The organism is Bacteroides pyogenes (assembly GCF_014196225.1).
Lineage (GTDB): Bacteria > Bacteroidota > Bacteroidia > Bacteroidales > Bacteroidaceae > Bacteroides > Bacteroides pyogenes_A.
In genome coordinates this window covers 61330-86964 of sequence record NZ_JACIDI010000008.1, presented here as the reverse complement: position 1 = coordinate 86964, position 25635 = coordinate 61330, and the positions used below count along the sequence as shown (strand labels likewise).

Annotated in this window: 12 protein-coding genes and 3 pseudogenes; 5 read left to right on the top strand and 10 right to left on the bottom strand. The window is 49.9% G+C overall.

Annotation, left to right across the window (positions count from 1 at the left end; genetic code table 11):
• Positions 1–7: 7 nt before the first annotated feature.
• From GGR07_RS07215 to GGR07_RS07200, 4 genes are all read right to left on the bottom strand, one after another.
• Positions 8–1174, bottom strand: coding sequence for a M24 family metallopeptidase (locus GGR07_RS07215; protein WP_021647229.1), 1167 nt, complete (start codon positions 1172–1174; stop codon positions 8–10).
• Between the two features lie 247 nt (positions 1175–1421).
• Positions 1422–2759, bottom strand: a complete 1338-nt coding sequence (gene gdhA, locus GGR07_RS07210) for an NADP-specific glutamate dehydrogenase (RefSeq protein WP_021647228.1) — start codon at positions 2757–2759, stop codon at positions 1422–1424.
• 424 nt (positions 2760–3183) lie between these two features.
• Positions 3184–5295: a prolyl oligopeptidase family serine peptidase gene (locus GGR07_RS07205; RefSeq protein ID WP_034542845.1), complete on the bottom strand. Its 2112-nt coding sequence runs from the start codon at positions 5293–5295 to the stop codon at positions 3184–3186.
• Between the two features lie 749 nt (positions 5296–6044).
• Positions 6045–6332: a hypothetical protein gene (locus GGR07_RS07200; RefSeq protein ID WP_147298103.1), complete on the bottom strand. Its 288-nt coding sequence runs from the start codon at positions 6330–6332 to the stop codon at positions 6045–6047.
• Positions 6333–6390: 58 nt separating this feature from the next.
• Between GGR07_RS07200 and GGR07_RS07195 the strand changes: the two genes are divergently transcribed.
• Positions 6391–9369 (top strand): PEP/pyruvate-binding domain-containing protein, encoded by a 2979-nt coding sequence (locus GGR07_RS07195; RefSeq protein WP_122056349.1) that lies wholly within the window; start codon positions 6391–6393, stop codon positions 9367–9369.
• A gap of 297 nt (positions 9370–9666) precedes the next feature.
• Here the strand turns inward: GGR07_RS07195 and GGR07_RS07190 are convergent, their stop codons facing one another.
• The 4 genes from GGR07_RS07190 to GGR07_RS07175 all read right to left on the bottom strand — a co-directional run bounded on the left by GGR07_RS07190 (position 9667) and on the right by GGR07_RS07175 (position 15695).
• Complete coding sequence (locus GGR07_RS07190) at positions 9667–11001, bottom strand: NADP-specific glutamate dehydrogenase (RefSeq protein WP_021647219.1); 1335 nt, start codon at positions 10999–11001, stop codon at positions 9667–9669.
• A gap of 375 nt (positions 11002–11376) precedes the next feature.
• Positions 11377–11553, bottom strand: a complete 177-nt coding sequence (locus tag GGR07_RS07185) for a hypothetical protein (RefSeq protein WP_021647217.1) — start codon at positions 11551–11553, stop codon at positions 11377–11379.
• The gene (locus GGR07_RS07180) at positions 11550–13844 is read right to left on the bottom strand and encodes an NADP-dependent malic enzyme (RefSeq protein WP_021647216.1); all 2295 of its coding nucleotides are present in this window, start codon (positions 13842–13844) and stop codon (positions 11550–11552) included. The genes GGR07_RS07185 and GGR07_RS07180 overlap by 4 nt, the downstream gene beginning before the upstream one ends.
• 570 nt (positions 13845–14414) lie before the next feature.
• Complete coding sequence (locus GGR07_RS07175) at positions 14415–15695, bottom strand: O-acetylhomoserine aminocarboxypropyltransferase/cysteine synthase family protein (protein ID WP_021647214.1); 1281 nt, start codon at positions 15693–15695, stop codon at positions 14415–14417.
• Positions 15696–15820: 125 nt separating this feature from the next.
• On the opposite strand from GGR07_RS07175, the gene GGR07_RS07170 reads away from it, so the two are divergent.
• From GGR07_RS07170 to GGR07_RS07155, 4 genes and pseudogenes are all read left to right on the top strand, one after another.
• Positions 15821–16879, top strand: coding sequence for an N-acetylmuramoyl-L-alanine amidase family protein (locus GGR07_RS07170; RefSeq protein WP_021647213.1), 1059 nt, complete (start codon positions 15821–15823; stop codon positions 16877–16879).
• A gap of 254 nt (positions 16880–17133) precedes the next feature.
• Positions 17134–17295: pseudogene (locus tag GGR07_RS14160) on the top strand (DDE transposase); the annotation flags it as partial.
• Between the two features lie 298 nt (positions 17296–17593).
• Positions 17594–17824 (top strand): annotated as a pseudogene (locus GGR07_RS13900) (transposase); the annotation flags it as partial.
• A 190-nt stretch (positions 17825–18014) separates the two neighbouring features.
• Positions 18015–19826: pseudogene (locus GGR07_RS07155) on the top strand (hypothetical protein); the annotation flags it as partial.
• Between the two features lie 287 nt (positions 19827–20113).
• Here the strand turns inward: GGR07_RS07155 and GGR07_RS07150 are convergent.
• The gene (locus GGR07_RS07150; RefSeq protein ID WP_122056348.1) at positions 20114–22795 is read right to left on the bottom strand and encodes a 4-alpha-glucanotransferase; all 2682 of its coding nucleotides are present in this window, start codon (positions 22793–22795) and stop codon (positions 20114–20116) included.
• Positions 22796–23035: 240 nt separating this feature from the next.
• Positions 23036–25579, bottom strand: coding sequence for an adenosylcobalamin-dependent ribonucleoside-diphosphate reductase (locus GGR07_RS07145; protein ID WP_034542814.1), 2544 nt, complete (start codon positions 25577–25579; stop codon positions 23036–23038).
• Positions 25580–25635 lie beyond the last annotated feature (56 nt).

Below are 25635 nucleotides of genomic sequence, written 5' to 3'. Positions count from 1 at the left end.
GTTGTTGTCAGGCCTCCAGATTGATAATGTTTTCTTCGCAGATAGTCAGCTTTTCTATTCTCTCGTTCGTCACCACCCAAGAGTTCTCTATGCCTACGGGACCTACTCCGGGTATAATGATTTTGGGCTCGAGGGCAAATACCATTCCCGCTTGCAGCTCTTGTTTGACGCGCGGAGCCAAAACGGGGGTTTCATTGATTTCAAGCCCGATGCCGTGCCCTATAAAACGCGCTTGCTGCCCGGTTCCCATGAAATTGTCGGCAAAGCCGGCTTGGGTCACCATCTCCACTGCCGTATCGTACAGTTCCTCGCAGCGTACTCCGGGCCGTGCCACAGACGCGATCCTCTCCTGAATATCCAGACAAACCTGATGCGCCCTATACGCTTCTTCCGGCAGTTTGCCCACAGAAAACACGCGACTCATATCGCCCATGTATCCGTTGAAGTTTCCTCCTAAATCTACCATCACGCTCTGCCCTTCTTTCAGAGGTGTTTTGTTTACGCCTACCGGAAGGGCCGAATCGAGCCCTTGCCCTCCTAAGGCGAAGTCGAACGGTGAAGGGTATGCGGCGTTGTCGCCTGCCAATACGCTGCCCATGAAGATTTCCATGCTCCGGCCGAACACGCGGAAGATGCCCAGACTTCCCTGCAACCGCATCAGGCGCTCCACTTCGATGGAAAATTCAAAATCGGTCATTCCCGCCCGATATACTTCGGGTATTTGGCTGTAAGCTTTGGCGTGGGCTATTCCCGAGCGGCGGAACATCTCGATTTCAACGGCTGTTTTGATGCTGCGCGCTTCGCGGATCATCGGCGTTCCGTTCACTATTTCCGCATCCGGGAATAAACTCGCCAGCCGAAGGTATTCGGAATAAGACAATTCGTCTCCTTCGAGCATCAGTTTCGTTGGTGCAGGTACTCCCTGTTCTTTGAGCAAATCGACTATTTGTTCGGGTTTGCGAACCGGAAAAGCATATTCTCCCGTGATGTTGTTCGGGCGTTTGAAAAACACCAGCGCCGGAGAGTGAAGAGGCAGATAAAGATAGCCGCTGACAATAGTGCCGTATGTATAGAGCAGGTTTACATTGCAGGTGATGAGTGCCGCATCAATCCCTTGCGCCGCCATCAGACTGCGTATCTTATCGCGTCTTAATTTTAATTCAGGCTGTAACATGAAGATTTGATTATGGTTTATATATGTTCATTTGTTCTGCAAAGTTAATTATTTCAGTTGAAAATAAAACCCAAACAAAGAAAATAGCACTACCCACTTCCTGTCGCAGGAGATGAGTAGCGCAAACCACAAATACAAATACAACTAAACAAAGATTTAGAGATATATGAACATAGTCATGACTCAACCCGGTAATCGGCTACCAAGCGACCCATTACTCATATTTATGTTATGAAATCAATGCTTTTTAAATGATTCCCTGTCCCATCATTGCATGGGCAACTTTCATGAATCCGGCAATGTTGGCGCCTTTCACGTAGTTGATATATCCGTCGGGTTCCGTGCCGTACTTCACGCATTGGGCATGAATGCCGTGCATGATGGCATGAAGTTTCTCGTCCACTTCCGCCTCGCTCCAGCTCAGGTGCATGGCATTCTGAGACATTTCGAGCCCTGAAGTGGCAACTCCGCCTGCGTTGACCGCTTTGCCCGGAGCATACATCATCTTGTGTTCGATGAAGAGGTCGATGGCTTCCGGCGTACATCCCATGTTGGAGATTTCGCCGATGCAAAGCGTCTTATTGTTGATCAGGTTTTGCGCATCTTCTTCGTTCAGCTCGTTTTGCGTGGCGCAAGGAAGCGCGATGTCGGTCTTCACCTCCCACGGACGTCTGCCTTTTACGAAGGTGGCGTTCGGATATTTCTCTGCATAAGGAGCGACAATGTCATTGCCCGAAGAGCGGAGCTCGGTCATGTAGTCGATCTTTTCTCCGCTGATTCCGTCGGGATCGTAGATGTATCCGTCGGGTCCGGAGATGGTGACTACTTTGGCTCCCAGTTCGGTCGCTTTGGTTGCGGCGCCCCAGGCAACATTGCCGAAGCCGGAGATGGCCACCGTCTTGCCTTTGATATCCATTCCTTTGGCTTGCAGCATTTGATGAACAAAGTACAGCCCGCCGAAACCGGTAGCTTCGGGACGAATCAGCGAACCGCCGAACTCTAATCCTTTGCCGGTGAAAGTGCCGGTACATTCACGGGTGAGTTTCTTATACATACCGAACATGTAGCCCACTTCGCGGCCGCCTACGCCGATATCGCCGGCAGGTACGTCCATGTCCGGACCCAGATGACGCCACAATTCGAGCATGAATGCCTGGCAGAAACGCATGATCTCGGCGTTGCTTTTGCCGCGCGGCGAGAAGTCGGAGCCGCCTTTACCGCCGCCCATCGGAAGCGTGGTCAGCGCGTTTTTGAACGTTTGTTCGAAGCCGAGGAACTTCAGGATCGACAGGTTTACCGAAGCGTGGAAACGGATGCCGCCTTTGTACGGGCCGATGGCATTGTTGAACTGTACGCGGTAGCCGAGATTGGTTTGCACTTCGCCTTTATCGTCTACCCAAGTCACACGGAACGTGAAAATGCGATCGGGTTCTACCAGCCTTTCGATGATTTTGGCTTTTTCAAATTCGGGATGTTGGTTGTATATATCTTCGATAGAGAGAAGTACTTCCTTCACTGCCTGAAGGTATTCGGATTCACCGGGATGCTTTGCCTCCAGAGAGGACATGATTTTTTGGATGTTCATAATAGTATGTTTTTAAAAAAGGTTACTCTGATAAAATGTCAGCTTCGTGTGCTGCAAATATAGGAAAACTTTTGGTATATAATCTTTTTTGCGCTTATTTTTTGATTAAATAATGATAAAATGATAAATGTGGGCCGGGAAAGCGCATGGTTTCCTGCGGGAGAATATAAAAACCCGCTTGTTGAACCTCGGCTAAGAAGCTGAGCAAGCGCATGGTTTCTTGCGGGAGAAGCTGAAAAGAAAGTGCGGAACTACGCCGGTTCATGCGTTTTTTTGCCGGACGGGGACATGCCGAGTCGAAGTGGCGTCCGAACGATCCGTGCCGCATGCTGTTGTGGCTTTATCGCTCACAACGGCGTATTTCCGCGCTTTTGTTTTTCTTTGCTCGTACGGTGGGGGTTATTCCCGAGCGGTTTGCCCGCTGTCAGAATTTCGGTTTCATCCCCAGATTATACATGATGAAGCCGTAGGTGTCGGCTTGTTCCTCCAGTATTTTCGTCATCGGCTTGCCCGCTCCGTGCCCCGCTTTGGTGTCGATGCGTATGATTGTCGGGTTTGTTCCGTCGTTGGCGGCCTGCAAAGTTGCCGCAAACTTGAATGAATGCGCGGGCACTACACGGTCGTCGTGGTCGGCGGTGGTGATGAGTGTGGCGGGATACTTGGTTCCGGGCTTCAGGTTGTGAATCGGCGAATATCCTTTCAGGTACTCGAACATTTCCTTGCTGTCCTCGCTTGTCCCGTAATCGCTTGCCCAGTTCCAGCCGATGGTGAACTTGTGGTAGCGGAGCATATCCATTACCCCCACTTGCGGAACCGCCACACGGAAGAGGTCGGGGCGTTGCGTCATGCAGGCTCCTACCAGCAGTCCGCCGTTCGAACCGCCTACAATGGCTATTCCCTCTTTGTTCGTATATTTATTGTCGATCAGGTATTCGGCGGCGGAGATGAAGTCGTCGAATACATTCTGCTTTTGCATTTTCGTGCCGGCGATGTGCCATTCTTCGCCATACTCGCTTCCGCCGCGCAGGTTTACTTGTGCATAGATGCCGCCGTTCTCGAGGAATGGGATGCGCGAGGTGGTGAAATACGGGTTGAGGCTGATGCCGAATCCGCCGTATCCGTACAGGAATACGGGGTTCTTTCCGTTCTTCTTCAGGTCTTTCTTGTAGGTAAGAAACATCGGAACCTTCGTTCCGTCTTTGCTGGCGAAGAAGATTTGCTCGGTGACGAAATCGTCGGGGTTGAACTGTACTTTCGGAGCCCGGTAAAGTTCGTAGCTGTTTCCGTCCATATCATATTTATAAGTAGCTCCGGGGATGGTAAACGAGGTGAATCCGAAGAAGCACTCTTTGTCGTCTTTATCGCCGCTGAAGCCTACCGAACCGAGCGAGGGCAACTTGATTTCGTGTATCATCTTTCCGTCGAGACCGTATACGTAGGCATGGTTCGAAGCGTCTTTGTCGTAAGTGAGGAAGAGCTTTCCGCCGATGATATCGGCTCCCGACAGTACGGCGTCCGATTCCGGCACGAGTTCTTTCCAGTTCTCCAGCTTCGGTTGCTTGAGGTCGGCCACCATGATTCTGTTTTTAGGCGCGCCGTAATTGGTAAAGATATAGATTTGGTCGCCGATCACTTCGATCGGGCTGTACTGGTAGTCGAAGTCGGTTGTCAACTGCACGAAGGGTGCTCCCGGTTTCGTCAGATCGCGTATCGAGAGGTTGTTTCCTCTGCCTGCACCCGATTCGAACAGGAAGAGAACGCGCTCGTCTTCGCTGGTTCCGGCGCTGTAGAAACGTTTCGGATGAGCCGGGTTCCGGTAAACGAGCCTGTCTTTCGATTGCGGTTCGCCTATCTTGTGGTAGTATATTTTATGGTTTTCGTTCACGTTGGAAAACTCCTTGCCCTTCGCCGGAGCGTCATAGGCGCTGTAGTAGAAGCCGTCTTTTTCCCAGCTTGCGCCGGAGAACTTCGCCCATTGAATGTGGTCGTCGAGCAGTTTGCCCGTTTCGGTGTCCATCACGAATATTTCCGACCAGTCGGAGCCGCTGCGTGAGATGCTGTAGGCAGTGTATTTCCCGTCGTTGGAGAAGAACAAACCGTTGAGGGCCACCGTTCCGTCTTCCGAGAGTTTATTCGGGTCGAGGAATACGCGCGGTTCTCCGTTCAGCGAATCCTGAACGTAATATACGCTTTGGTTCTGTAGTCCGTCGTTCTTGCGGAAATAGTATTTACCGTGTTTCTTGAAGGGAGTGCCTATCTTTTCATAGTCGGCAAGCTCGGTCATCCGTTTCAGCAGCTTGTCTCTGAAGGGGATACGGCTCAGGTATTCAGCGGTGACTTCGTTCTGCGCCTTTACCCATTCGGCGGTGGCGGCGCTGGTGTCGTTTTCGAGCCAGCGGTACGGATCGGGAACTTGTGTACCGAAGTACACGTCTACAGTGTCTACTTTGGCCGTTTCCGGGTAGACGATTTTTTTCTGTTGCGAAGTGCATGACATCACGATGACTCCACTCATTAGCAAGATTGTTTTTTTCATTTCGTTCATCTCTTTTTTGGTTTGACATAGAGCTTGGACGTCACAAATGTACAAAATAATGAGTTATAAAGGAATATCAAGTTTTATTTTTTGAATATTTATCCGGCTTTCCGCCTTCGGGGCAGGAGGGAGCCGCTCGGTTTTGCCGTAAGCGGCTGTCTGTCTTGCGGCAACTTTTTGCCGGAGCGGCACTTTTGCCTTGCTTCGGAGAAGTGGCTGTTTCTGCCGCAAAGAGTTTTGCTTTGGCTTTGGCTTACCTTCTTTGGGTTCCGACGCAGCTTGTTTCTTCACCGAATGAAACTGGTTTATTTTATTGAAAATGGTTTCTGTTTTGTTTTGTGATGCTTCTTTTAGTTCCATCTGAGCTTGTTTCTTCACCGAATAAACCCGGTGTATTTTACTGAAAATAGTTTCTGTTTTGTTTTTGTGGCGGTCCTTTCAGTTTCGTCGGAGCTTGTTTCTTCGCCGAATGCTCCCGATGTATTTTATTGAAAATGGTTTCTGCTTTGTTTTTGTGATGCTTCTTTTAATTCCATCTGAGCTTGTTTCTTCACCGAACAAACACGATGTATTTTACTGAAAATGGTTTCTGTTTTGCTTTGTGGTATTTCTTTCAGTTCCGTCGAAGCTTTTTCCTTCTTCGAATAAAGCCTCTGTTTGCTCCGGATAGAAGCTCCGTTTTGCCCGGACAGAGCCTCCGTTTCGCCCGGACAGAGCCTCCGTTTCGCCCGGACAGAGCCTCTGTTTCTTTAATGAATAGATTCGGCTTTTCCCGGCGGGAAACTTTCACGCTGTGTAGTACCGCTGTCGCTTCCTCCGGCAGAACGGCGGTTGCCGAACGGGTTGCGACAGAATCTTCCCCGAAGCAAGAGGCGGTATGGACATGCATCCGTGTTGTCGGTCTGTGTATCGCAGGGCAATCTTCCCCGAACCGAGAGGCGCAACGGATGCGGCATCGCAGGCAGATCGCCGCTTCCCCATGGCTCCCCGTGTGGCAGGCAAACGTCTTCCTGCTGCGATTCGCAAAATAGGGACACCGGAAAGAATAAAAATAAGATTAAAAAATTAACTTTGCGGAGTAATCATTCTGATCTTATGCTTAGTAAATACAAACTGAACCAGCTTTATTTCAAAGACACGCAGTTCGCCAATCTGATGACAAGGCGCATCTTCAACGTGCTGCTCATAGCCAATCCGTACGATGCCTTTATGCTCGAAGACGACGGGCGTATCGACGAGAAGATATTCAACGAATACACTTCCCTGTCTCTCCGCTATCCGCCCCGCTTCTCGCAAGTATCGACGGAGGAAGAGGCGTGGGAACTGTTGGAAAAGATGCCGTTCGACCTTGTAATATGTATGCCGGGTACGGGAGACAACGACAGTTTCGATATCGGACGGCATATCAAGGCGAAATACAACCACATTCCTATCGTGATTTTGACGCCTTTCAGCCACGGCATCACGAAGCGCATCATCAACGAAGACCTCAGCGCGTTCGAATACGTGTTCTGCTGGCTGGGAAACACCGACCTGCTGGTCTCCATCATCAAGCTGATGGAGGACAAGATGAATCTGGAACATGACGTGAATGAGGTGGGGGTGCAGCTTATCCTTTTGGTGGAAGACGGCATCCGCTTCTACTCCTCCATCCTTCCCAACCTGTATAAGTTTGTGCTCAAGCAGAGTCAGGAGGTTTCTACCGAGGCGTTGAACGCCCATCAGCGCACGCTTCGGATGCGCGGGCGGCCTAAGATTATTCTGGCGCGTACCTATCAGGAGGCTGTGGAACTTTATCGGAAGTACCGGAACAATATTCTGGGCGTGATTACCGATGTCCGTTTCCCGAAAGTGGAGCGCGGCGGCAAAGACGAACTGGCGGGCATCAAGCTTTGTGCCGAAATACGCAAGAACGACCCGTTCATGCCCCTCATCGTGCAATCGTCCGAATCGGAGAACGCCTTGTACGCCGCTAAATACGGCGCAAGCTTCATCGACAAGAACTCGAAGAAGATGGATGTCGACCTGAGGCGCATCGTATCCGAGAATTTCGGCTTCGGCGATTTCGTGTTCCGCAACCCCGATACCGGCGAGGAGATAGCGCGCGTGCGCAATCTGAAAGAGCTGCAGAACATTCTTTTCGCCGTGCCTGCGGAGTCGTTCCTTTACCACATCAGCCGGAACCACGTTTCGCGCTGGCTGTATTCGCGCGCCATGTTTCCCGTTGCCGAGTTTCTTCGCCCCATTACGTGGAACAGCTTGCAAGATGTGGACGCTCACCGCAAGATTATTTTCGAAGCCATCGTCAAGTACCGGAAGATGAAAAATCAGGGAGTGGTGGCTGTCTTCAAGCGCGACCGCTTCGACCGTTATTCCAACTTCGCCCGTATCGGCGACGGATCGCTGGGGGGAAAGGGGCGCGGACTGGCTTTCATCGACAACATGGTGAAGATTCATCCCGAATTCGAGGAGTTCGAGGATGCCGCCGTAGCCATTCCGAAGACCGTTGTCCTCTGCACCGATGTGTTCGATGAGTTCATGGAAACGAACAACCTCTACCAGGTAGCCCTTTCGGATGCCGACGACGATCTCATCCTGAAATACTTCCTGAAGGCCAAACTGCCCGAACGGCTGGTGGAAGACTTCTTTACCTTCTTCGACGTGGTGAAGTCGCCCATCGCCATCCGCTCGTCTTCCTTGCTCGAAGATTCGCATTACCAGCCTTTCGCCGGAGTCTACAACACGTATATGATCCCTTATCTCGACGACCGGTACGAGATGCTCCGCATGCTTTCCGACGCCATAAAGGGAGTGTACGCTTCCGTCTACTTCCGCGACAGCAAGGCCTACATGCAGGCTACGTCGAATGTAATCGATCAGGAGAAAATGGCGGTTATCCTGCAAGAGGTGGTCGGAAACCAGTATGGCGACCGCTACTACCCCTCGATGTCGGGTGTAGCCCGTTCGCTCAACTACTACCCCTTGGGCGACGAAAAGGCCGAAGAGGGGACGGTGAACCTGGCTTTGGGACTGGGCAAATACATTGTCGACGGCGGAATGACGCTTCGCTTCTCGCCTCATCACCCCAACCGCGTGCTCCAGACCAGCGAGATGGAGATTGCCCTGAAGGAAACGCAGACGCGTTTCTACGCGCTCGACCTGAAGAACGGAGGGCAAAACTTCTCCATCAACGACGGGTTCAACCTGCTGAAACTTCATGTGAAAGAGGCGGAGAGCGACGGTTCATTGCGGTACATCGCTTCTACATACGACCCCTACGACCAGATTATACGCGACGGACTCTATCCCGGCGGGCGGAAAGTAATCACGTTTGCCAACATTCTTCAGCACGACGTTTTCCCGCTGGCACGTATCCTGCAACTGGTGTTGAAGTACGGCGAACAGGAAATGCGGCGTCCGGTTGAAATAGAGTTTGCCGCCAATCTGCATCCGGATCAGGACAAGAAAGGAACGTTCTACCTTTTGCAGATTCGTCCGATAGTAGACAGCAAAGATGTGTTGGACGAGGATTTGGCGCAGATACCCGACGAACAGGTGGTGCTTCGTTCGGACAAGTCTTTGGGGCATGGCGTCGTGAACGATATCTATGATATTGTATATGTGAAGACCGAAGGGTATAGCGCTTCCAACAATCAGGCCATCGCATGGGAGATAGAAAAACTGAACAGGCAGTTTCTGGACGAGGGAAAGGGGTATGTGCTGGTCGGTCCCGGCCGTTGGGGAAGCAGCGATACGTGGCTCGGCATTCCCGTGAAGTGGCCTCACATCTCCGCCGCGCGCGTGATTGTGGAGGCGGGACTGACGAACTACCGAGTCGATCCGAGTCAGGGAACCCATTTCTTCCAGAATCTGACTTCGTTCGGCGTGGGGTATTTCACCGTCAACGCTTACATGAACGACGGCGTTTACAATCAGGAGTACCTCGATGCGCAGCCTGCCGTACAGGAAACGAAGTTCTTGCGTCACGTCCGTTTCGAACAACCGATGGTGGTGAAGATGGACGGGAAAAAGAACAGGGGCGTTGTGCTTATGCCCGAAGGCGGACAAGGCTGACCGCAAACGAGCGAATCCGGAACGCTTCTTCGCATCCTTTTCTCTTTTACAATGAGACCGGAGAATTCCCTCTCATGCCTGAAAAAGACTTCGCGTTTGCCTCGACACGAAGTCTTTTTCAGGCAAACGCGAAATCTTTTTCAGACGAAAGGGGGATTGAATGCGTGAGCTCCGGGATACAAACGAAAGGGAAACATCCTTTCCCGTCATCCACAAGCCGTTTTGCATGTATAAGGTTCGGGTTACGAATCCTCCTTCCGTTGCATCGGTTTCTGTATGGAACCTTCGGGGAAGATTTTATAAAATGCCTTGCGACATCATCGCTTTGGCTACTTTCATAAATCCCGCCACATTGGCGCCCTTCACGTAGTTTACGTATCCGTCGGCTTCCGTTCCGTACTGTACGCAGGCCTCGTGGATATTCTTCATGATGCTTTTCAGCTTTTCATCCACCTCTTCGGCGCTCCACCCCAGCTTGATGGAGTTTTGAGTCATCTCCAACCCCGATACCGATACGCCTCCGGCATTGGCCGCTTTTCCGGGAGCATACAGAATCTTGGCATCCTGGAACACTTTGATGGCTTCCGGAGTGGAAGGCATATTCGCTCCTTCGGACACGGCGATACAGCCGTTGGCGATCAACTGGCGCGCATGGTCGCCGTTCAGTTCGTTCTGAGTGGCTGAGGGTAAGGCGATGTCGCATTTCTCTCCCCACGGCTTTGCACCTTCCACATACTTCACGTTGTACTTCTCGGCATATTCGCGGATACGTCCGCGGTACAGGTTTTTCAGCTCCATGATGTAGTCGAGCTTTTCGCGGTCTATGCCGTCGGGATCGTAAATGTATCCGTCCGAATCGGAGCAGGTCACTACTTTCCCGCCCAGTTCGATCACTTTCTCGATGGTGTATTGGGCCACGTTGCCCGCTCCCGATACCAGGCACGTCTTGCCTTTCAGGTCGGTGCCTTTGGTTTTCAGCATCTCCGTAAGGAAGTAGATGTTGCCGTATCCGGTGGCTTCGGGACGAATGAGCGATCCGCCGAACTCGCGTCCCTTTCCGGTAAACGTTCCCGTGAACTCATGCGTCAGCTTTTTGTACATGCCGAACATGAAGCCCACTTCGCGTCCTCCCACGCCGATGTCGCCTGCCGGAACGTCGGTCTCGGGTCCTACATGACGCCACAGCTCCAGCATGAACGCCTGCACGAAGCGCATCACTTCAGCGTTCGACTTGCCGCGCGGCGAGAAATCCGATCCGCCCTTGCCTCCGCCCATGGGCAACGTAGTCAGCGAGTTCTTGAAAGTCTGCTCGAATGCAAGGAATTTCAGAATGGAAAGGTTTACGGACGCATGGAAGCGGATGCCGCCTTTATACGGGCCGATAGCGTTGTTGTGCTGCACACGGTATCCCATGTTGGTTTGCACGTTGCCTTTGTCATCCACCCAAGTGACCCGGAACTGATAGATTCTGTCGGGGATACACAAACGCTCTATCAAGTTCGCTTTGTCGAACTCCGGATGCTTGTTGTATTCCTCTTCGATCGTGGCCAGTACTTCTTCTACCGCCTGATGATACTCCGGTTCGTTGGGAAACCTTCTTTTTAAATCTTCTAATACCTTAGCTGCATTCATAATCACTTTTTTAATGGTTATCTATTACCTTATTTTATGAACCTGCTTTGCAGGCACACCATATTTATATGTTTGTAACGTAGAATCCGGTTCGATAATGCCGTCTTGCGGTTTTCCTCTCTCCCCGGAGTTCCCCGCCTCCGACTTTTCTGTTTGGCGCGTCGGTATTCCGCAACGGTTTTCTTATGGAAACAGGTCATTTTCTTCAAGAAGAACTCTTAAAAAGAATAGTGGCAAAATTCAAACGGATTCTTGTTCTTTATTTTGATTTGCAAAAGTAAAGATAAAAAATGAATATGCAACAATTTTATAAATAAAAAAGCGATAATGTGTTATTTCTGTTACATTATCACTCTTTTTTAAGTAAAAAAGATATTATTTCTTCTTTTTGACGGACTTATAGACAGGAATAAAAACCAATGCCGCAGAGATGAGCAGCATGATAATCGTCATTCCGTCGATGCGTTCGGCTCTTGTCAGTACCAAGTAGCACAGCGCCAGCCAAAGCAGGCTGATGCAAACAATTTGTGATTTTGATAACGGGCGTTTCATTGGTCGTTTATTTTCTTTTTCTTTTCCACAATAGCATCGATTACCGCTACGGCTGTGATGTTTACGATGTCGCGAACCGAACTTTCGAAGTCGGTGAAGTGAATGGGCTTGTTCAGCCCCATCTGGATGGGACCGATGAACTCCGTATCCGGATCCATGGCCTGCAATAGCTGGTAGCCTGCGTTGGCAGAACTCAGGTTCGGGAAGATGAGCGTATTCACGTCTTTCCCTTTCAGGCGGGTGAACGGGTATTTGGCATCGCGCAGCTTGCGGTTCATCGCGAAGTTTACTTGCATTTCTCCGTCGATGGGCAGTTCCGGATACCTCTCCTGCATATAGCTTACGGCTTGGTGCACTTTTACCGGGCTTCCTGTAGTGTCGGCCCCGAAGTTGGAGTACGACAGCATCGCCATTACCGGCGTATGGTTGAAAAACCGCACGGTGTGATCGGCAAGTTTGGCTATGTCTATCAGCGTATCCGCGTCGGGATGGCGGTTGATCAGCGTGTCGGCGAGAAAGTAAGTTCCCTTTTTAGAGTTGAGGATGTGCATCGTTCCGAAATGTGTAAACTCCGGGCGGATGCCGATTACCTCTTTCGCCACCTTGATGGTGTTGCTGTATCGGGTGTAAAGTCCGGTGATAAAGGCGTCGGCATCTCCGGTTTCCACCATCATCATGCCGAAATAGTTGCGTTCGAACATCTTGTCGTTGGCTTCTTCGAAAGTGAATCCTTCGCGCGCCCGCTTTTCCGCCAGAATGCGGGAGTAACGTTCGCGTCGTCCCGCTTCGTCGGGATGGCGGAGATTGACAATCTCTATGCCTTCCAGACTGAGGTCCAGCTCCTGCGCCAGCTTGCAGATGGCTTCGTCGTTGCCCAGCAGAACAGGGTGGCAGATCCCTTCCGATCTGGCTTCTACCGCCGCTTTCAACATGTTGGGATGAGTGCCCTCGGCGAATACTACCCGTTGCGGATGGCGGCGGGCAGTGTCGTAAAGCTGGCGGGTGAGTCTGGACTCGTATCCCATCAGTTCCCGTAAATGCACCTTGTATGCGTCCCAGTCCTCGATAGGCTTGCGGGCTACTCCGCTTTCCATGGCCGCGCGGGCTACGGCGCAAGCCACTTCCGTGATAAGGCGCGGGTCTACCGGTTTGGGAATGAAGTATTCGGGACCGAAAGTGAAGTTGTTTACCTGATAGGCTGCATTCACCACATCCGGCACGGGTTGTTTGGCAAGATTAGCAATGGCGTATACGGCAGCTATTTTCATCTCTTCGTTGATGGCTTTTGCCTGCGTATCCAAAGCGCCCCGGAAGATGTAAGGAAATCCGATTACGTTGTTGATCTGATTCGGATAGTCGGAACGTCCGGTAGACATTAAAACGTCGGGACGGGCAGCCATGGCCTCTTCGTAAGATATTTCGGGAACCGGATTGGCCAATGCGAACACGATAGGCATGGCGGCCATGCTCCGTATCATCTCTCCGTTCACCACGTTTCCTCTCGACAGTCCGAGGAATACGTCGGCGCCTCTCATCGCTTCTTCAAGCGTATGTATGTCGGTGCGTGCGGTGGCGAAGAACCGTTTTTGTTCGTTCAGGTCCGTGCGCGTTTGGCTGATAACCCCCTTGCTGTCGAGCATGACGATATTCTCCAGGCGCGCTCCCAAAGCCACATAAAGCTTGGTGCACGATACGGCGGAAGCTCCGGCGCCGTTGACTACGATCTTCACCTCCTCTATCTTCTTTCCCGCCACTTGAAGCGCGTTCACCAGTCCGGCTGCTGAAATAATGGCAGTGCCGTGCTGATCGTCGTGCATCACCGGAATATCCAGCTCCTCTTTCAGCCTCCGTTCTATCTCAAAACACTCCGGCGCTTTGATGTCTTCGAGATTGATGCCGCCGAAAGTCGGAGCGATGGCCTTTACCGCCTCGATAAACTTATCCGGATCTTTCTCGTCCACTTCGATGTCGAACACGTCTATGCCGGCATAGATTTTAAAAAGCAGCCCTTTGCCTTCCATCACCGGTTTGCCGCTCAACGCACCGATATCCCCCAGTCCCAAAACGGCGGTTCCATTGGAAATAACGGCTACCAGATTTCCTTTCGCCGTATATTTATAAGCGTCCTGCGGATTTTTTTCAATTTCGAGGCAAGGTTCTGCCACGCCGGGAGAATATGCAAGAGATAAATCATTCTGTGTACTGTGAGGTTTGGTAGGAACGACCTCTATTTTGCCGGGTTTACCCTGCGAATGATAGAGCAAAGCGGCTTCTTTGGTTATTTTAGCCATGATAAGTTATTTAAATGCAATTTTGTCAATTGGCTACAAATGTATAAATAAATGTTGGAATTTGTTTTGAAAAACGGGCGAAATCATTTTATTTTATTACAATAGCCGCTTGAAACGAATTATTTCGGAAAGTATTTCGTGTAACTGCTTATTTACTTTGTTCTGTGAGGATGTAAGTTTGTTTCACCGTTAATTTATGCGGCGAATCTAAGATTTCTATCTTATCCTTTACACTGCAATCCTTTACTCTTTTTACAGCAAAACTTATTCGTCTTTCGTCTGCGTTTGATTCGTCTGCCGTTCGAGAGACGAATCAAACGCAGACGAAAGACGAATGAATCACGAACGGCAGACGAAATATCCTTTAAACCGAAAACGCTGTTCTTATAATAAATGGAGCTACTTCTTTCTGTATAACGGCAAGCGCAGTCGCCCCTGCCACAGAGTGAACCGCACCTCCAAAGTCTTAATGCCTGACATCATCCGATAAACTTGAGGTTATTGCTTTTACTGTTTGTATATAAAGACGGTCTTATGTCCTTTAAACTGTAGAAACATTTTTTTAATTCGTTATGCCTTCAATGCCTGTTCGATGTCTGCAATCAGATCATCGGCGTTTTCTATGCCTACCGATAAACGGATTAAGTCCGGGCGTACACCGGCCTCTATCAACTGCTCGTCCGTAAGCTGGCGGTGGGTATGGCTTGCAGGGTGGAGCACACAGCTGCGCGCATCCGCCACATGGGTGACGATGGCGATTACCTCCAAAGCGTCCATGAATTGGATGGAGACATCGCGTCCGCCTTTAAGCCCGAAAGAAATAACGCCGCAAGACCCATGGGGCATGTATTTCTGCGCCAACGGGTAATACTTGTTGTCCGGCAGTCCGCAGTAGTTTACCCATGCCACCTTCTCATGTCCCGATAGATATTCGGCTACCTTTTGTGCGTTCCGGCAGTGCTGGGGCATGCGTAGATGCAGCGTTTCCAGTCCCAGATTCAGCAAAAAGGCATTTTGCGGACTTTGTATGCTTCCCAAGTCACGCATCAGTTGGGCGGTAGCTTTGGTAATGTAAGCCGCTTTTCCGAAATCTTTCGTATACGTCAGTCCGTGGTACGACTCGTCCGGAGTACATAGTCCGGGGAATTTATCGGCGTGGGCATCCCAGTCGAAATTGCCGCTGTCGACGATGCAACCGCCTACGCTGGTGGCATGTCCGTCCATATATTTGGTAGTGGAGTGCACCACGATATCCGCTCCCCATTCGATCGGGCGGCAGTTGATGGGAGTGGGGAAGGTATTGTCTACAATCAGAGGAACGCCATGCTTGTGGGCGATGCGCGCGAATTTTTCGATATCCAGCACTTCGAGCGACGGGTTGGAGATGGTTTCGCCGAACAATGCTTTCGTGTTCGGGCGGAAAGCTCCCGATATTTCTTCTTCGCCGGCATCGGGGCTGACGAAGGTTACGTCGATTCCGAGCTTTTTCATGGTGACGCCGAACAAGTTGAACGTGCCTCCGTAAATGGCCGAAGAGCAAACAAAGTGGTCGCCTGCTTGGCAGATATTGAAAATTGCGTAGAAGTTGGCAGCTTGACCGCTTGAAGTAAGCATGGCGGCCACTCCGCCTTCGAGTGCGGCTATCTTCGTGGCTACGGCGTCATTGGTCGGGTTTTGCAGGCGGGTATAGAAGTAGCCGTTGTCTTCCAGATCGAAAAGACGCGCCATCTGGTCGCTGGTATCGTATTTGAAAGTTGTACTTTGATAGATGGGCAGTACGCGCGGCTCTCCTTTGCCGGGCTTCCATCCTGCTTGTACGCACAATGTTTCGGGTTTGAATTGTTTTGCCATAATGTATCGGTTTTAAATGTCTTCTTTTCAAAAAAAGGATGAATGGCGCAAAAATAGAGAAAATAATCGTATTTTTGTTCTATTTTATGAGTGAAATGATATTGTAAATACGAGTTAACGTAAATATGAAAAAGAGATTCGGTATTCTTCTGTGTTTTAGTGTATTCTTTTTAATTCCGGGAGCAACGGCTCAAGAGAAAGCCACTCCGAAAGCCGGCGAAGGCATTTCTACTTTTCTGCTGAGGCACAACAGGTCGCCTAAAAAATATTATAATGACTTTGTGGAGTTGAACAGGAAACAATTAGGGAAGGAAGAAGTGTTGAAGATGGGGATGACCTACGTCATTCCTCCGGTGAAAAGAACGAAAACCGTATCGGGAAAGCCTCTTGCGGATAAGCTGCCTGCCGGTGGGAAAAAGGAGATAGTGCCGGCTAAGCCTTCAAGAAAAGGAACGTCCATTCATCAACCGCTCTTCGGAAAGCAGTTGGCGGATGTCCCGGTAACTTCCGAACGTCTGGCAGGTGCGTGCTTTTATATAGTCAGCGGGCATGGAGGTCCCGACCCGGGAGCTATCGGCTATGTGGGAAAACATGAACTTCATGAAGACGAATATGCCTATGATATCGCCCTTCGTCTGGCACGCAACCTGATGCAGGAGGGGGCGGAAGTGCACATTATCATCCGGGATGCCAAAGACGGTATCAGAGATGATGCCTATTTGTCGAACAGCAAGCGCGAAACCTGCATGGGCGCTCCCATTCCTTTAAATCAGGTGCAACGCTTGAAGCAACGTTGCGAGCGGATAAACACGCTTTACCGGGAAGACCGGAAGAACTATGCTTACTGCCGCGCCATCTTTATTCATGTAGACAGCCGGAGCAAAGGGAAGCAGACCGATGTCTTTTTCTATCATTCCATGAAGAAGGCCGAAAGCAAGCGGTTGGCATACAACATGAAAGATATGTTTGAGTCGAAATACGGGAAGCATCAGCCTAATCGCGGTTTTTCAGGAACGGTGAGCGGGCGGAATCTGTATGTGCTGGCTTACACCCATCCGACCTCTGTTTTTGTGGAGCTGGGCAATATTCAAAACACGTTCGACCAGCGGCGACTGGTCATCAATTCCAACCGGCAGGCCCTCGCCAATTGGCTGATGGAGGGATTTATAAAAGATTATAAATGATGGGAAAACCAGTGTAAGATGCCCCCTAAAACCAAGCGCTTCTATCCCCTTGTGCCCAAATAGTCCTGCCCATTGATTCCAATATAAAAATGCCCCTGTCAGACAATGTCCTGCAGGGGTTTTTTCGTAGATTTGATACCCGTCTTGACCGGTGGGATAAAATCATTTCTACTATACTATGACAACAAAGATAGCAAACATTCTCCAGTGTTACGCATTGGGGATGGGGATAAAGCAGATAAGCAAGAGCTTTTTTTCCTTTCCAAGAGTTAGCGCATAGGATGGGTCTGTAAGAGTCTGCTTATGGGCGTAAGAACTACTTTTCTGCTGAAGGCAAGATCGCTTTGATGGTTCTTGAATCCTACACAGGATTTTCAGACAGAGATTTGATTGCACACCTGAACGGCAATATCCATTGTGCTAAGGGAAAAGCGCACAAGCAATATGAGTTCGGCAATAAAGTGGGGATGATAATCACGGGTAGAAAAGGGCGAAAAATTATCACGGCTATAAAAGCATTTTTGGGAAACCCTTACGACGAGGCGATACAATAGAACCACTACTTGCACAGATGGAAGCCGGTCGGTTGAAATTACCCCAAGAGTTGATTTATGATCGAGGCGGAAAGGGGGCGCAAACAAATAAGGGGTGTAAGCATCATCACTCCCGGTAAACCCAAAGCCAAAGACACCCCTTGTCAAAAACGGCAGAAACGAATACAAGTGCAGAGCCAGAGCGGCAATTGAACCTATGTTCGGACATCTTAAAAAGGACTTCCGTATGGAACAGAATTACCTGTGGGGTGAAAAAGACATACAAATCAACGCTTATCTGGCTGCAACTGCTTGGAACTTGAAGAAAATGATGGAAAGACTAAAAGAAAATTTTTTATATTTTAGTTTTCAATGGTTTTTCCGCCAAGATAAAATAAAATTTTCAGCATAATTTGAATTTATAAGGAACGATTAATTAAATAGCTGATAAACAATATATTAAATGATTCTTTCATAATTCAAAACAACTTCTAAAATAATAATGACCCCATCGGTCAAGACTTTTTGAGGGGGCATTATTGAATATTTTCAGGGGATAGAATCATTTTGGTTTTAGGGGGCATCTTACATTGGATTTTCCAGAGGGTAGTGCTACCGAAACATGCACCCTCGTCGGAACAGTCCGTCTCACCAAATACTTGGAGAGCGAAACCTACGCAGAATTGGTAGCCCACTTTCCTGAATTGAATATCATGCAACCAGACTACACAATGATTGAGTTCGATGACTCCGTAAGTGATGATGCCAACGTGAGCAATCTTGATAACGGAACCGGATATAAGACCGGCACGTACTATAAGCCAAGTGGGCATATTTCGGCAATCCTGAAACAACGCCATAGGGTACTGGCTAAGGTGACGAAAAAGGCGACGACTCGCAATGTGAATATGGCCTGTCTGAACACGGTCGTGAATAACCTTGATGGTGAGATGACCTACTATCCTCTCGATGATGCGGATAGCTACAAGTATGCCGACGATTCAGAAGCAAAACTTGATGGAACGGAGGGCGACTGGATGATGTACGAGCCGTTCTTTTGGAGCAAAGGTATCAATGATTACATGAAAGGCAAGCACTACAGCTGCTACAGTTCCAACGATGCACTTCATAAGTCGGCAAGTCCACAGGCGACTGTATTGATACTTGGAGAAATCAAGGGTACTCAGGGAGGTTTCCAGCCCGGAAAGAAGATTATGAGTGGTAAAGATACCTTGTCAAGTTCTTATACCAACGACAACGCATACAGCGTGTGCAAGGTGATCGTTGAAGGCTTCAAACGCGTCCGCTTCCCCAGTATTCCCGGCACAAACCTCGTCGGCTCAGTTTTTGTAGATGCAGAAGGTGAGGTAATCAACTCCATAGTCGTTCCAACTATTGGCAACAAATTTGAGGCAGACATGTACCTCATCGTCGACATACCGGACGATGCTGTAAACCTCCACTTTACCATTTTGAACACGGCAGAGTTCGACTGTGTGGTATTGAGCAATAGTACAAGGATTGAGGATATGGAGCCTGAATGGGTGGCAAACGACGAGCATTTGTGTGCAGTGCTAGGTTTCTCTGTCATCGGATCGAAATTGCGTGCTGTCATTAGTGTAAGTTCTACAACCGGTAGCATGACGTGAGCGGACTTCCACTATTACAGTGCTCAGCGAGGTATGCAACAAATTGATGTCCTGATACACTCTCGCATAGCCAACCTGTTCTATGCTCGCTATGGTCGTCGAAATGCACAAGAACAGTGCGGTGCAGGTCTGCATTCAAACAGTCGCACTACAGGCGGTACGGCAAGTCGCGAAATGAGGGATACAATCGGTTACGAAGAGGCCAAGAGCGTGAACAACGGTGTTACGAAGAGTCTCGTCGATAATCTTGTGCACCAATATGCATGGTATCGTGGCGTAGACGAATACGGTGGTGCTGCAGTAACTCAAGTGAACAACATCTGCTGTTTGGGTTATGAGGACATCTACGGCAATAAATATGACATGATGGACGGTGTAGACCTTCCCAATGACAGGGATAACGTCGGCAAATGGCGTATCTGGATGCCTGACGGCTCTACACGTATGGTAAAAGGAACTTCTAATAGTGGCTTGTGGATACCGACTGTCGCCCACGGCAGATATATGGATGTTATACCTGTCGGCAATGTGAATGGCTCCTCATCAACGCATTACTCGGATATATTTTGGCATTCAGGCTCAGCATCCCGTGTGGTTTGTCGCGGCTGCGGCAACGCGTATGCGAATGGCGGTGTGTCGAGTGCGTTTGCGAATTACGATGCTTCGTTTGCGAGTGCGGGTGTCGGGGCGCGTCTGGCCTTCCGCGGTCAAATCGTGAAAGCGCAGAGCGTGGCGGCGTACAAAGCGATTAGCGAGAATGCGTAAGCGTCAAAGCGGGAGCGAAGCGACAAAACGAAAGAACGGCGTTGGAAGGTTTCTCCAACACCGTTTTAATGCGGTTTCAATATCGGCAAGCCGGTCGATTTTGAAAAATATTTTTGTGATTTCGAGGACTTATCATTTTACGAAATAGAACGCTTCATTTTACAAGGCACTAACATTTCGTTTTGCGGAGATTATAGGTGAGAGCGCGGTGCTGTATGCGTGGATACTCCCTCTTGCCGAATGGATCAGTTGCCCTCCGGGGACACACCGCCGGTTCGAAAACGTGCTTATTTCTTCGGATTTCTGCCGGTGTACTTAATCAGTTCCCGTATCTTCTTATTAAGAGTTTCCGTCTGCATCAGCTCCTCCAGCGTGAGGTGCATCCGGTATCGCCAATAATGGCGCGGGTTCGACGGAACGTTGATACGCTCTTCCCGTACGTCCGGGTTTCTCAGCTTCTTGTCGATGGAAAGCCAGTCTTGCAGCGACAGGATGCAGAACATGGAGCGGCTGCCCAGATGCTCTCTGATTACTTCTTCGCATAATTCCGGCGTGGCAGACGCAGGAGCGTTGCCGTAGTGCCCCAATACGTCCCGGTAATAACGCTGTGTCTGCTGATGGCCTTCTTCCCACCAGCCTCGCAAAGTCGACATGTCGTGTGTGGAGACGGTGCACACCGATGGGTAGGGATATGCTTCGGGGTGTCCGAATTCGTGCGCCGGATTCTTGGGCATTCGCTGTATCTCCAGACTGAGAATGCGAAGCTCGTTCATCACCCAAGGCACGCAGTGGGGAATCATCCCCAGATCTTCGCCGCAGATGAGCATGCGGGTGGCTTGCGTAAGCTGCGGCAGCTTCTTCATGGCTTGCTGTTGCCAGAAAAGGTCGTGCCGATGGTAGTAATACCGGTCGTACAATTTGTCGAAGGCCGCTTTCTCTTCATGGCTCAATGCATGGTACACAAAATCGCGTTGCACGCCTATGCGCGGGTGATATTTGCCTTTTTCTTTCGGGTCGGGAATGAACAATACGTTGCTGATGAGGCTGTAAAGCCCTTCCTTTATCTCTGTGTCGGAGTCTGTTGCCTTGTCCGCGAAAAAGGTTTCCACTTGCCGTTGCGTCTCGAAACCTTTTCTCATCCGGTACAATCCCACTTCGCCTGTCGGTTCGATGAAGGTGGCTTTCACCGATTCGGTGTGGCGGCCGAAGATCTGATGAAGAAACGATTCGTGGATGTAGGGGCTGAGCAACTCTTCGCGGAAGCCGATGCCGTAGCTTTCTATCTCTTCCCGGCTCATGGGGATGGAGGGTACGAACCGTCCCAGCAGACCGTGTACGGCGTGCATGGGAATCTCCCAGATACGGAAGAAGCCGAGGATGTGGTCGATCCGGTAAGCGTCGAAATACTCTGCCATCTTGCGGAAACGCTTCATCCACCAGGCGTAACCGTCTTTTTCCATCGCCTCCCAATTGTAAGTGGGGAATCCCCAGTTCTGTCCGTTCTGCGAGAAGTCGTCGGGCGGCGCGCCCGCTTGTCCGTTCATGTTGAAATAATGCGGCTCTGTCCATGCCTCTACACTGTTGCGGCTGATGCCTATCGGAATGTCTCCTTTCAGTACTACACCGTTTCGGCGTGCATATTCCGTTGCACGGGTCAACTGCCTGTGCAGGTGGTATTGAACGAAGTAATGAATCGCTATTTCGGGGTATATGCCGGAATCGGGGCGGCACATCCCGGCGATTTCTTCCGGTTCGAACACTGCGTGTCGGGGCCATTGCCGAAAGTCGGGCGTACCGTATTTGTCGCGCAGGTAGCTGAATGCGGCGTAGGGCAGAAGCCACTCTTTGTTCGATTCGAAAAATGTTTCGAACGCTCTCGAACGCAGCGTCTGTTCGCCTTCTTGCGCGAAGATGAGCCGGAAAAACGCCCATTTGTTCCGGTTCACAGCCTCGTAATCTACCGAATTCAGGCTGTTCAGTTCCTGCTGCTTCTTTTCGAAAGCGGCAGCCGCCTCTTTGTCCTTCAGCTTTCCCATCCGGCTGATGTCGGCATACATCGGGTGCAGGGCGTAGATCGAAATGCTGTTGTACGGATAAGAGTCTGTCCATGTGTGCGTCATCGTCGTGTCGTTGATGGGCAGAATCTGTATAATCTTCTGGTTGGTGCTTACCGCCCAGTCGGTCAGACGTTCCAAATCGCCGAAGTCGCCCACTCCGAAGCTCTGTTCCGACCTCAGCGAGAAAAGGGGCACGGCCGTACCGGCTCCTTTCCACAGCGGCGTGTCGAAAAAAACATACCGGTCGGAAATGACGATGGATTCATTGGCCTTCAGTGACGGAGCTGCCAAATAGCGGTTGGGGTTGTTTTCCCAGCAATCTGCCTGCTTCTGTTGCTTGTTATACAGCACAAACTTATATTCTAACGGGAACTTCAGTTTGGAAGCGTCGAGTTCCGCTTGCCACTCGGGGAAGTTCGCGTCGCTCATCAATACGGCTTTGTCGGGGTCCCAGTTTCCCAGGCACTTTTGGTTTCCGCAAATGCCGAGGCAGTAATTGTCATCGATACGGGGCGCGTATGCCTTTATTATCAGACCCTTGTTGTAACTTGGCGGGAGGGCATCCCTGTGGGGATGCGCCAGAAGAATATCGGTGAAAGCGGAGCTGTAGTAGTACAGCTGTTCGGGAATGTTTTTCCAACAATCGTGTATCCGGTATCGCTTTTTGGAAGAACCCGACAGGAAAAGGCTTCGTTTCAGATGGTTCCACTCTTTCCGTGTCACCGTGCCGTTTTCTTCTATCCGGTAGTTGTAATGAATCGTTGCGCCTTCTTCGGGGATTTCGAGCTCTATTTCGGTCGTCCAATGTATGCCGTCTGTGGTCTGTAAAGCGACGGGATGGGGGAACAGACCGGCTATTTTTACTTCTTCGCCCCAATTGGTGCGGTATTCTATATGAAATGATACGTGCATTTATCGACTGCTTTTTCGGGTTAACGACTAATGTCGGTGCAAGTATAAGATAATTTTCCGAGAAAAATAAAGCGGTTGCGGTAAAAAAGAACCGTTATGCCGCTAAAAACTCGGATTCATGCGGATTTGCATAAGCCGAACTTGGCGTTTTTACATCAATCCGTATGAATCCGAGTTTTAAAGCAGGCGGCAATGAGCCTTACAGTGCGTTTCTGTTTCGTACGCTATCCCTGTTTTCTTTTATCCGCACCTTGAAGCGCCGCAAGTTTTACAGATCAGGCAACCTTCCTGATATACCAGAGTCTCGTTTCCGCAATTCGGGCATTTTTTGCCTTTGGCTTCCGTTCCGTCTTGTACATACTTCTTCAAAGCTCGTTCTACACCGTTCTTCCAAGTGTTGATGCTCTCGCTGTTCAATTGCAGTGAACTTACGAGTTTGATAACTTGCTCAATCGGCATCCGGTAACGAAGTACTCCCGAGATCAGTTTCGCATAGTTCCAATACTCTTTGTTGAACTTTTCGGACAATCCTTCGATCGTTGTTTTGTATCCCCGCTTGTTCTCAAACTGGAAATCGTAGCGTTTGTTTCCTTCTTCGTCCACATTCTTGATGATGCGTCCCATCGTTACGCTCTTGGGTAATAAAATCCCTTCATCATCGTCTTGCAATCCGGTGAATATCTCGTACGGATGTCCGTCCATCAAGCCGACAAATGCCACCCATTTCTCTTTGTTGTTCTGGAAACGTACCACATCGGCTTCCAGCACTTTGGGGCGTACTTCCACCACTGTGGGGGGCTTGCACGGAGGAAGCTCGTCGTCTTTCTTCTTTTCCGCTTTTGCAGCGATCAGAACTCCCGAACGCGATCCGTCGCGATATACGGTGCAACCTTTGCACCCTGAGCGCCATGCTTCCACATAGAGGCGGTTCACCAAGTCTTCGTCCACATCGTTCGGCAGATTGATCGTTACACTGATGGAGTGGTCTACCCATTTCTGTATCTTTCCCTGCATTCTGACCTTCATCAGCCAGTCGACATCGTTGGAAGTGGCTTTGTAGTAAGGCGATTTCGCCACCAATTGGTCCACTTCTTCCTGTGTATATCGCTTGGCAGGGTCGTATCCGTTAGCCTCCATCCACGTCACGAACTTATGGTGGAATACGATATATTCCTCGAAAGCGTCGCCGGTTTCATCCACAAAATCCACGCGTACATTGGTATCATTCGGGTTCACCTTCCTTCTACGCTTGTACACGGGCAAGAATACCGGTTCGATTCCCGAAGTGGTTTGCGTCATTAAGCTGGTTGTTCCTGTCGGGGCGATAGTCAGGCAAGCGATGTTGCGCCGTCCGTATTTCTTCATGTCTTCGTATAGCTGCGGATCGGCTTCAGCCAGACGCCTGATGAACGGGTTGTTCTGTTCGCGTTCGCTGCTGTAAACTTCAAACGTTCCCCGCTCTTTCGCCATGTCTACGGATGAACGGTAAGCGCACAAGGCGATTGTTTTATGTACTTCCTCCGAAAACTCGGTAGCCTCTTCCGTACCGTAGCGAAGTCCTAAGGCTGCCAGCATGTCTCCTTCCGCAGTGATGCCTACACCTGTCCGGCGTCCCTGTCCGCTTTTCTTGTAAATCTTTTCCCAAAGCAAGCGTTCCGAGTGTTTCACCTCTTCGCTTTCAGGGTCGGCGTCAATCTTATGCATGATGCTCTCGATCTTTTCCAACTCGAGGTCGATGATGTCATCCATGATGCGTTGTGCCAGAGCTACGTGCTTCTTAAACAAGTTGAAATCGAAATAAGCGTCCGGCTTGAATGGATTCACTACGTAAGAATATAGGTTGATAGCCAGCAAACGGCAGGAGTCATAGGGGCACAAGGGTATTTCTCCGCAAGGATTTGTCGATACGGTCCTATATCCTAAGTCTGCATAGCAATCGGGTACGGACTCGCGAATGATGGTATCCCAGAAGAGGACTCCGGGTTCTGCCGACTTCCATGCGTTGTGCACAATTTTCTTCCACAAAGTGGAAGCGTCTATTTCTTTCGTCACTTTCGGGTTCAGAGAGTCGATAGGGTATTGCTGAATGTATGGTTTCCCGTCTACCGCCGCCTGCATAAAGGCGTCGTCCAGCTTCACGGAGACATTCGCTCCGGTCACCTTTCCCTCGGTCATTTTAGCGTCGATGAAAGCTTCCGAGTCGGGATGCTTGATTGAAACACTCAGCATGAGTGCTCCCCGTCGCCCGTCTTGTGCTACTTCTCGGGTGGAGTTCGAATAACGTTCCATGAAAGGAACCAGTCCGGTGGAAGTCAATGCCGAGTTTTTCACAGGAGAACCTTTCGGGCGTATGTGCGATAAATCGTGTCCTACGCCTCCTCTCCGTTTCATCAGTTGTACCTGTTCCTCGTCGATTTTGATGATGGCGCCGTACGAATCGGCAGAGCCGTCTACTCCGATAACAAAACAGTTGGACAGTGAAGCTACCTGGTAATCATTGCCGATACCGGTCATCGGACTTCCTTGAGGAACGATGTACTTGAAGTGATCGAGCAAATCGTAAAGCTCTTTTGCCGTGAGTCCGTTGGGGTACTTCGCTTCGATGCGGGCTACTTCGTTGGCTATTCTCCAATGCATGTCTTCCGGAGACTTTTCGTAGATATTTCCGAAAGAATCCTTTACTGCATATTTGTTTACCCACACTCTTGCAGCAAGCTCATCGCCTTGAAAATATCGTAAAGATTCTTCATAGGCTTCTTCGTAAGAATAAGTTTGTTTTTCCACGATTTCTATATCTTAGATTTTTTGTTCAATAAGTAATGTGCGTAGAAGTTTACTTA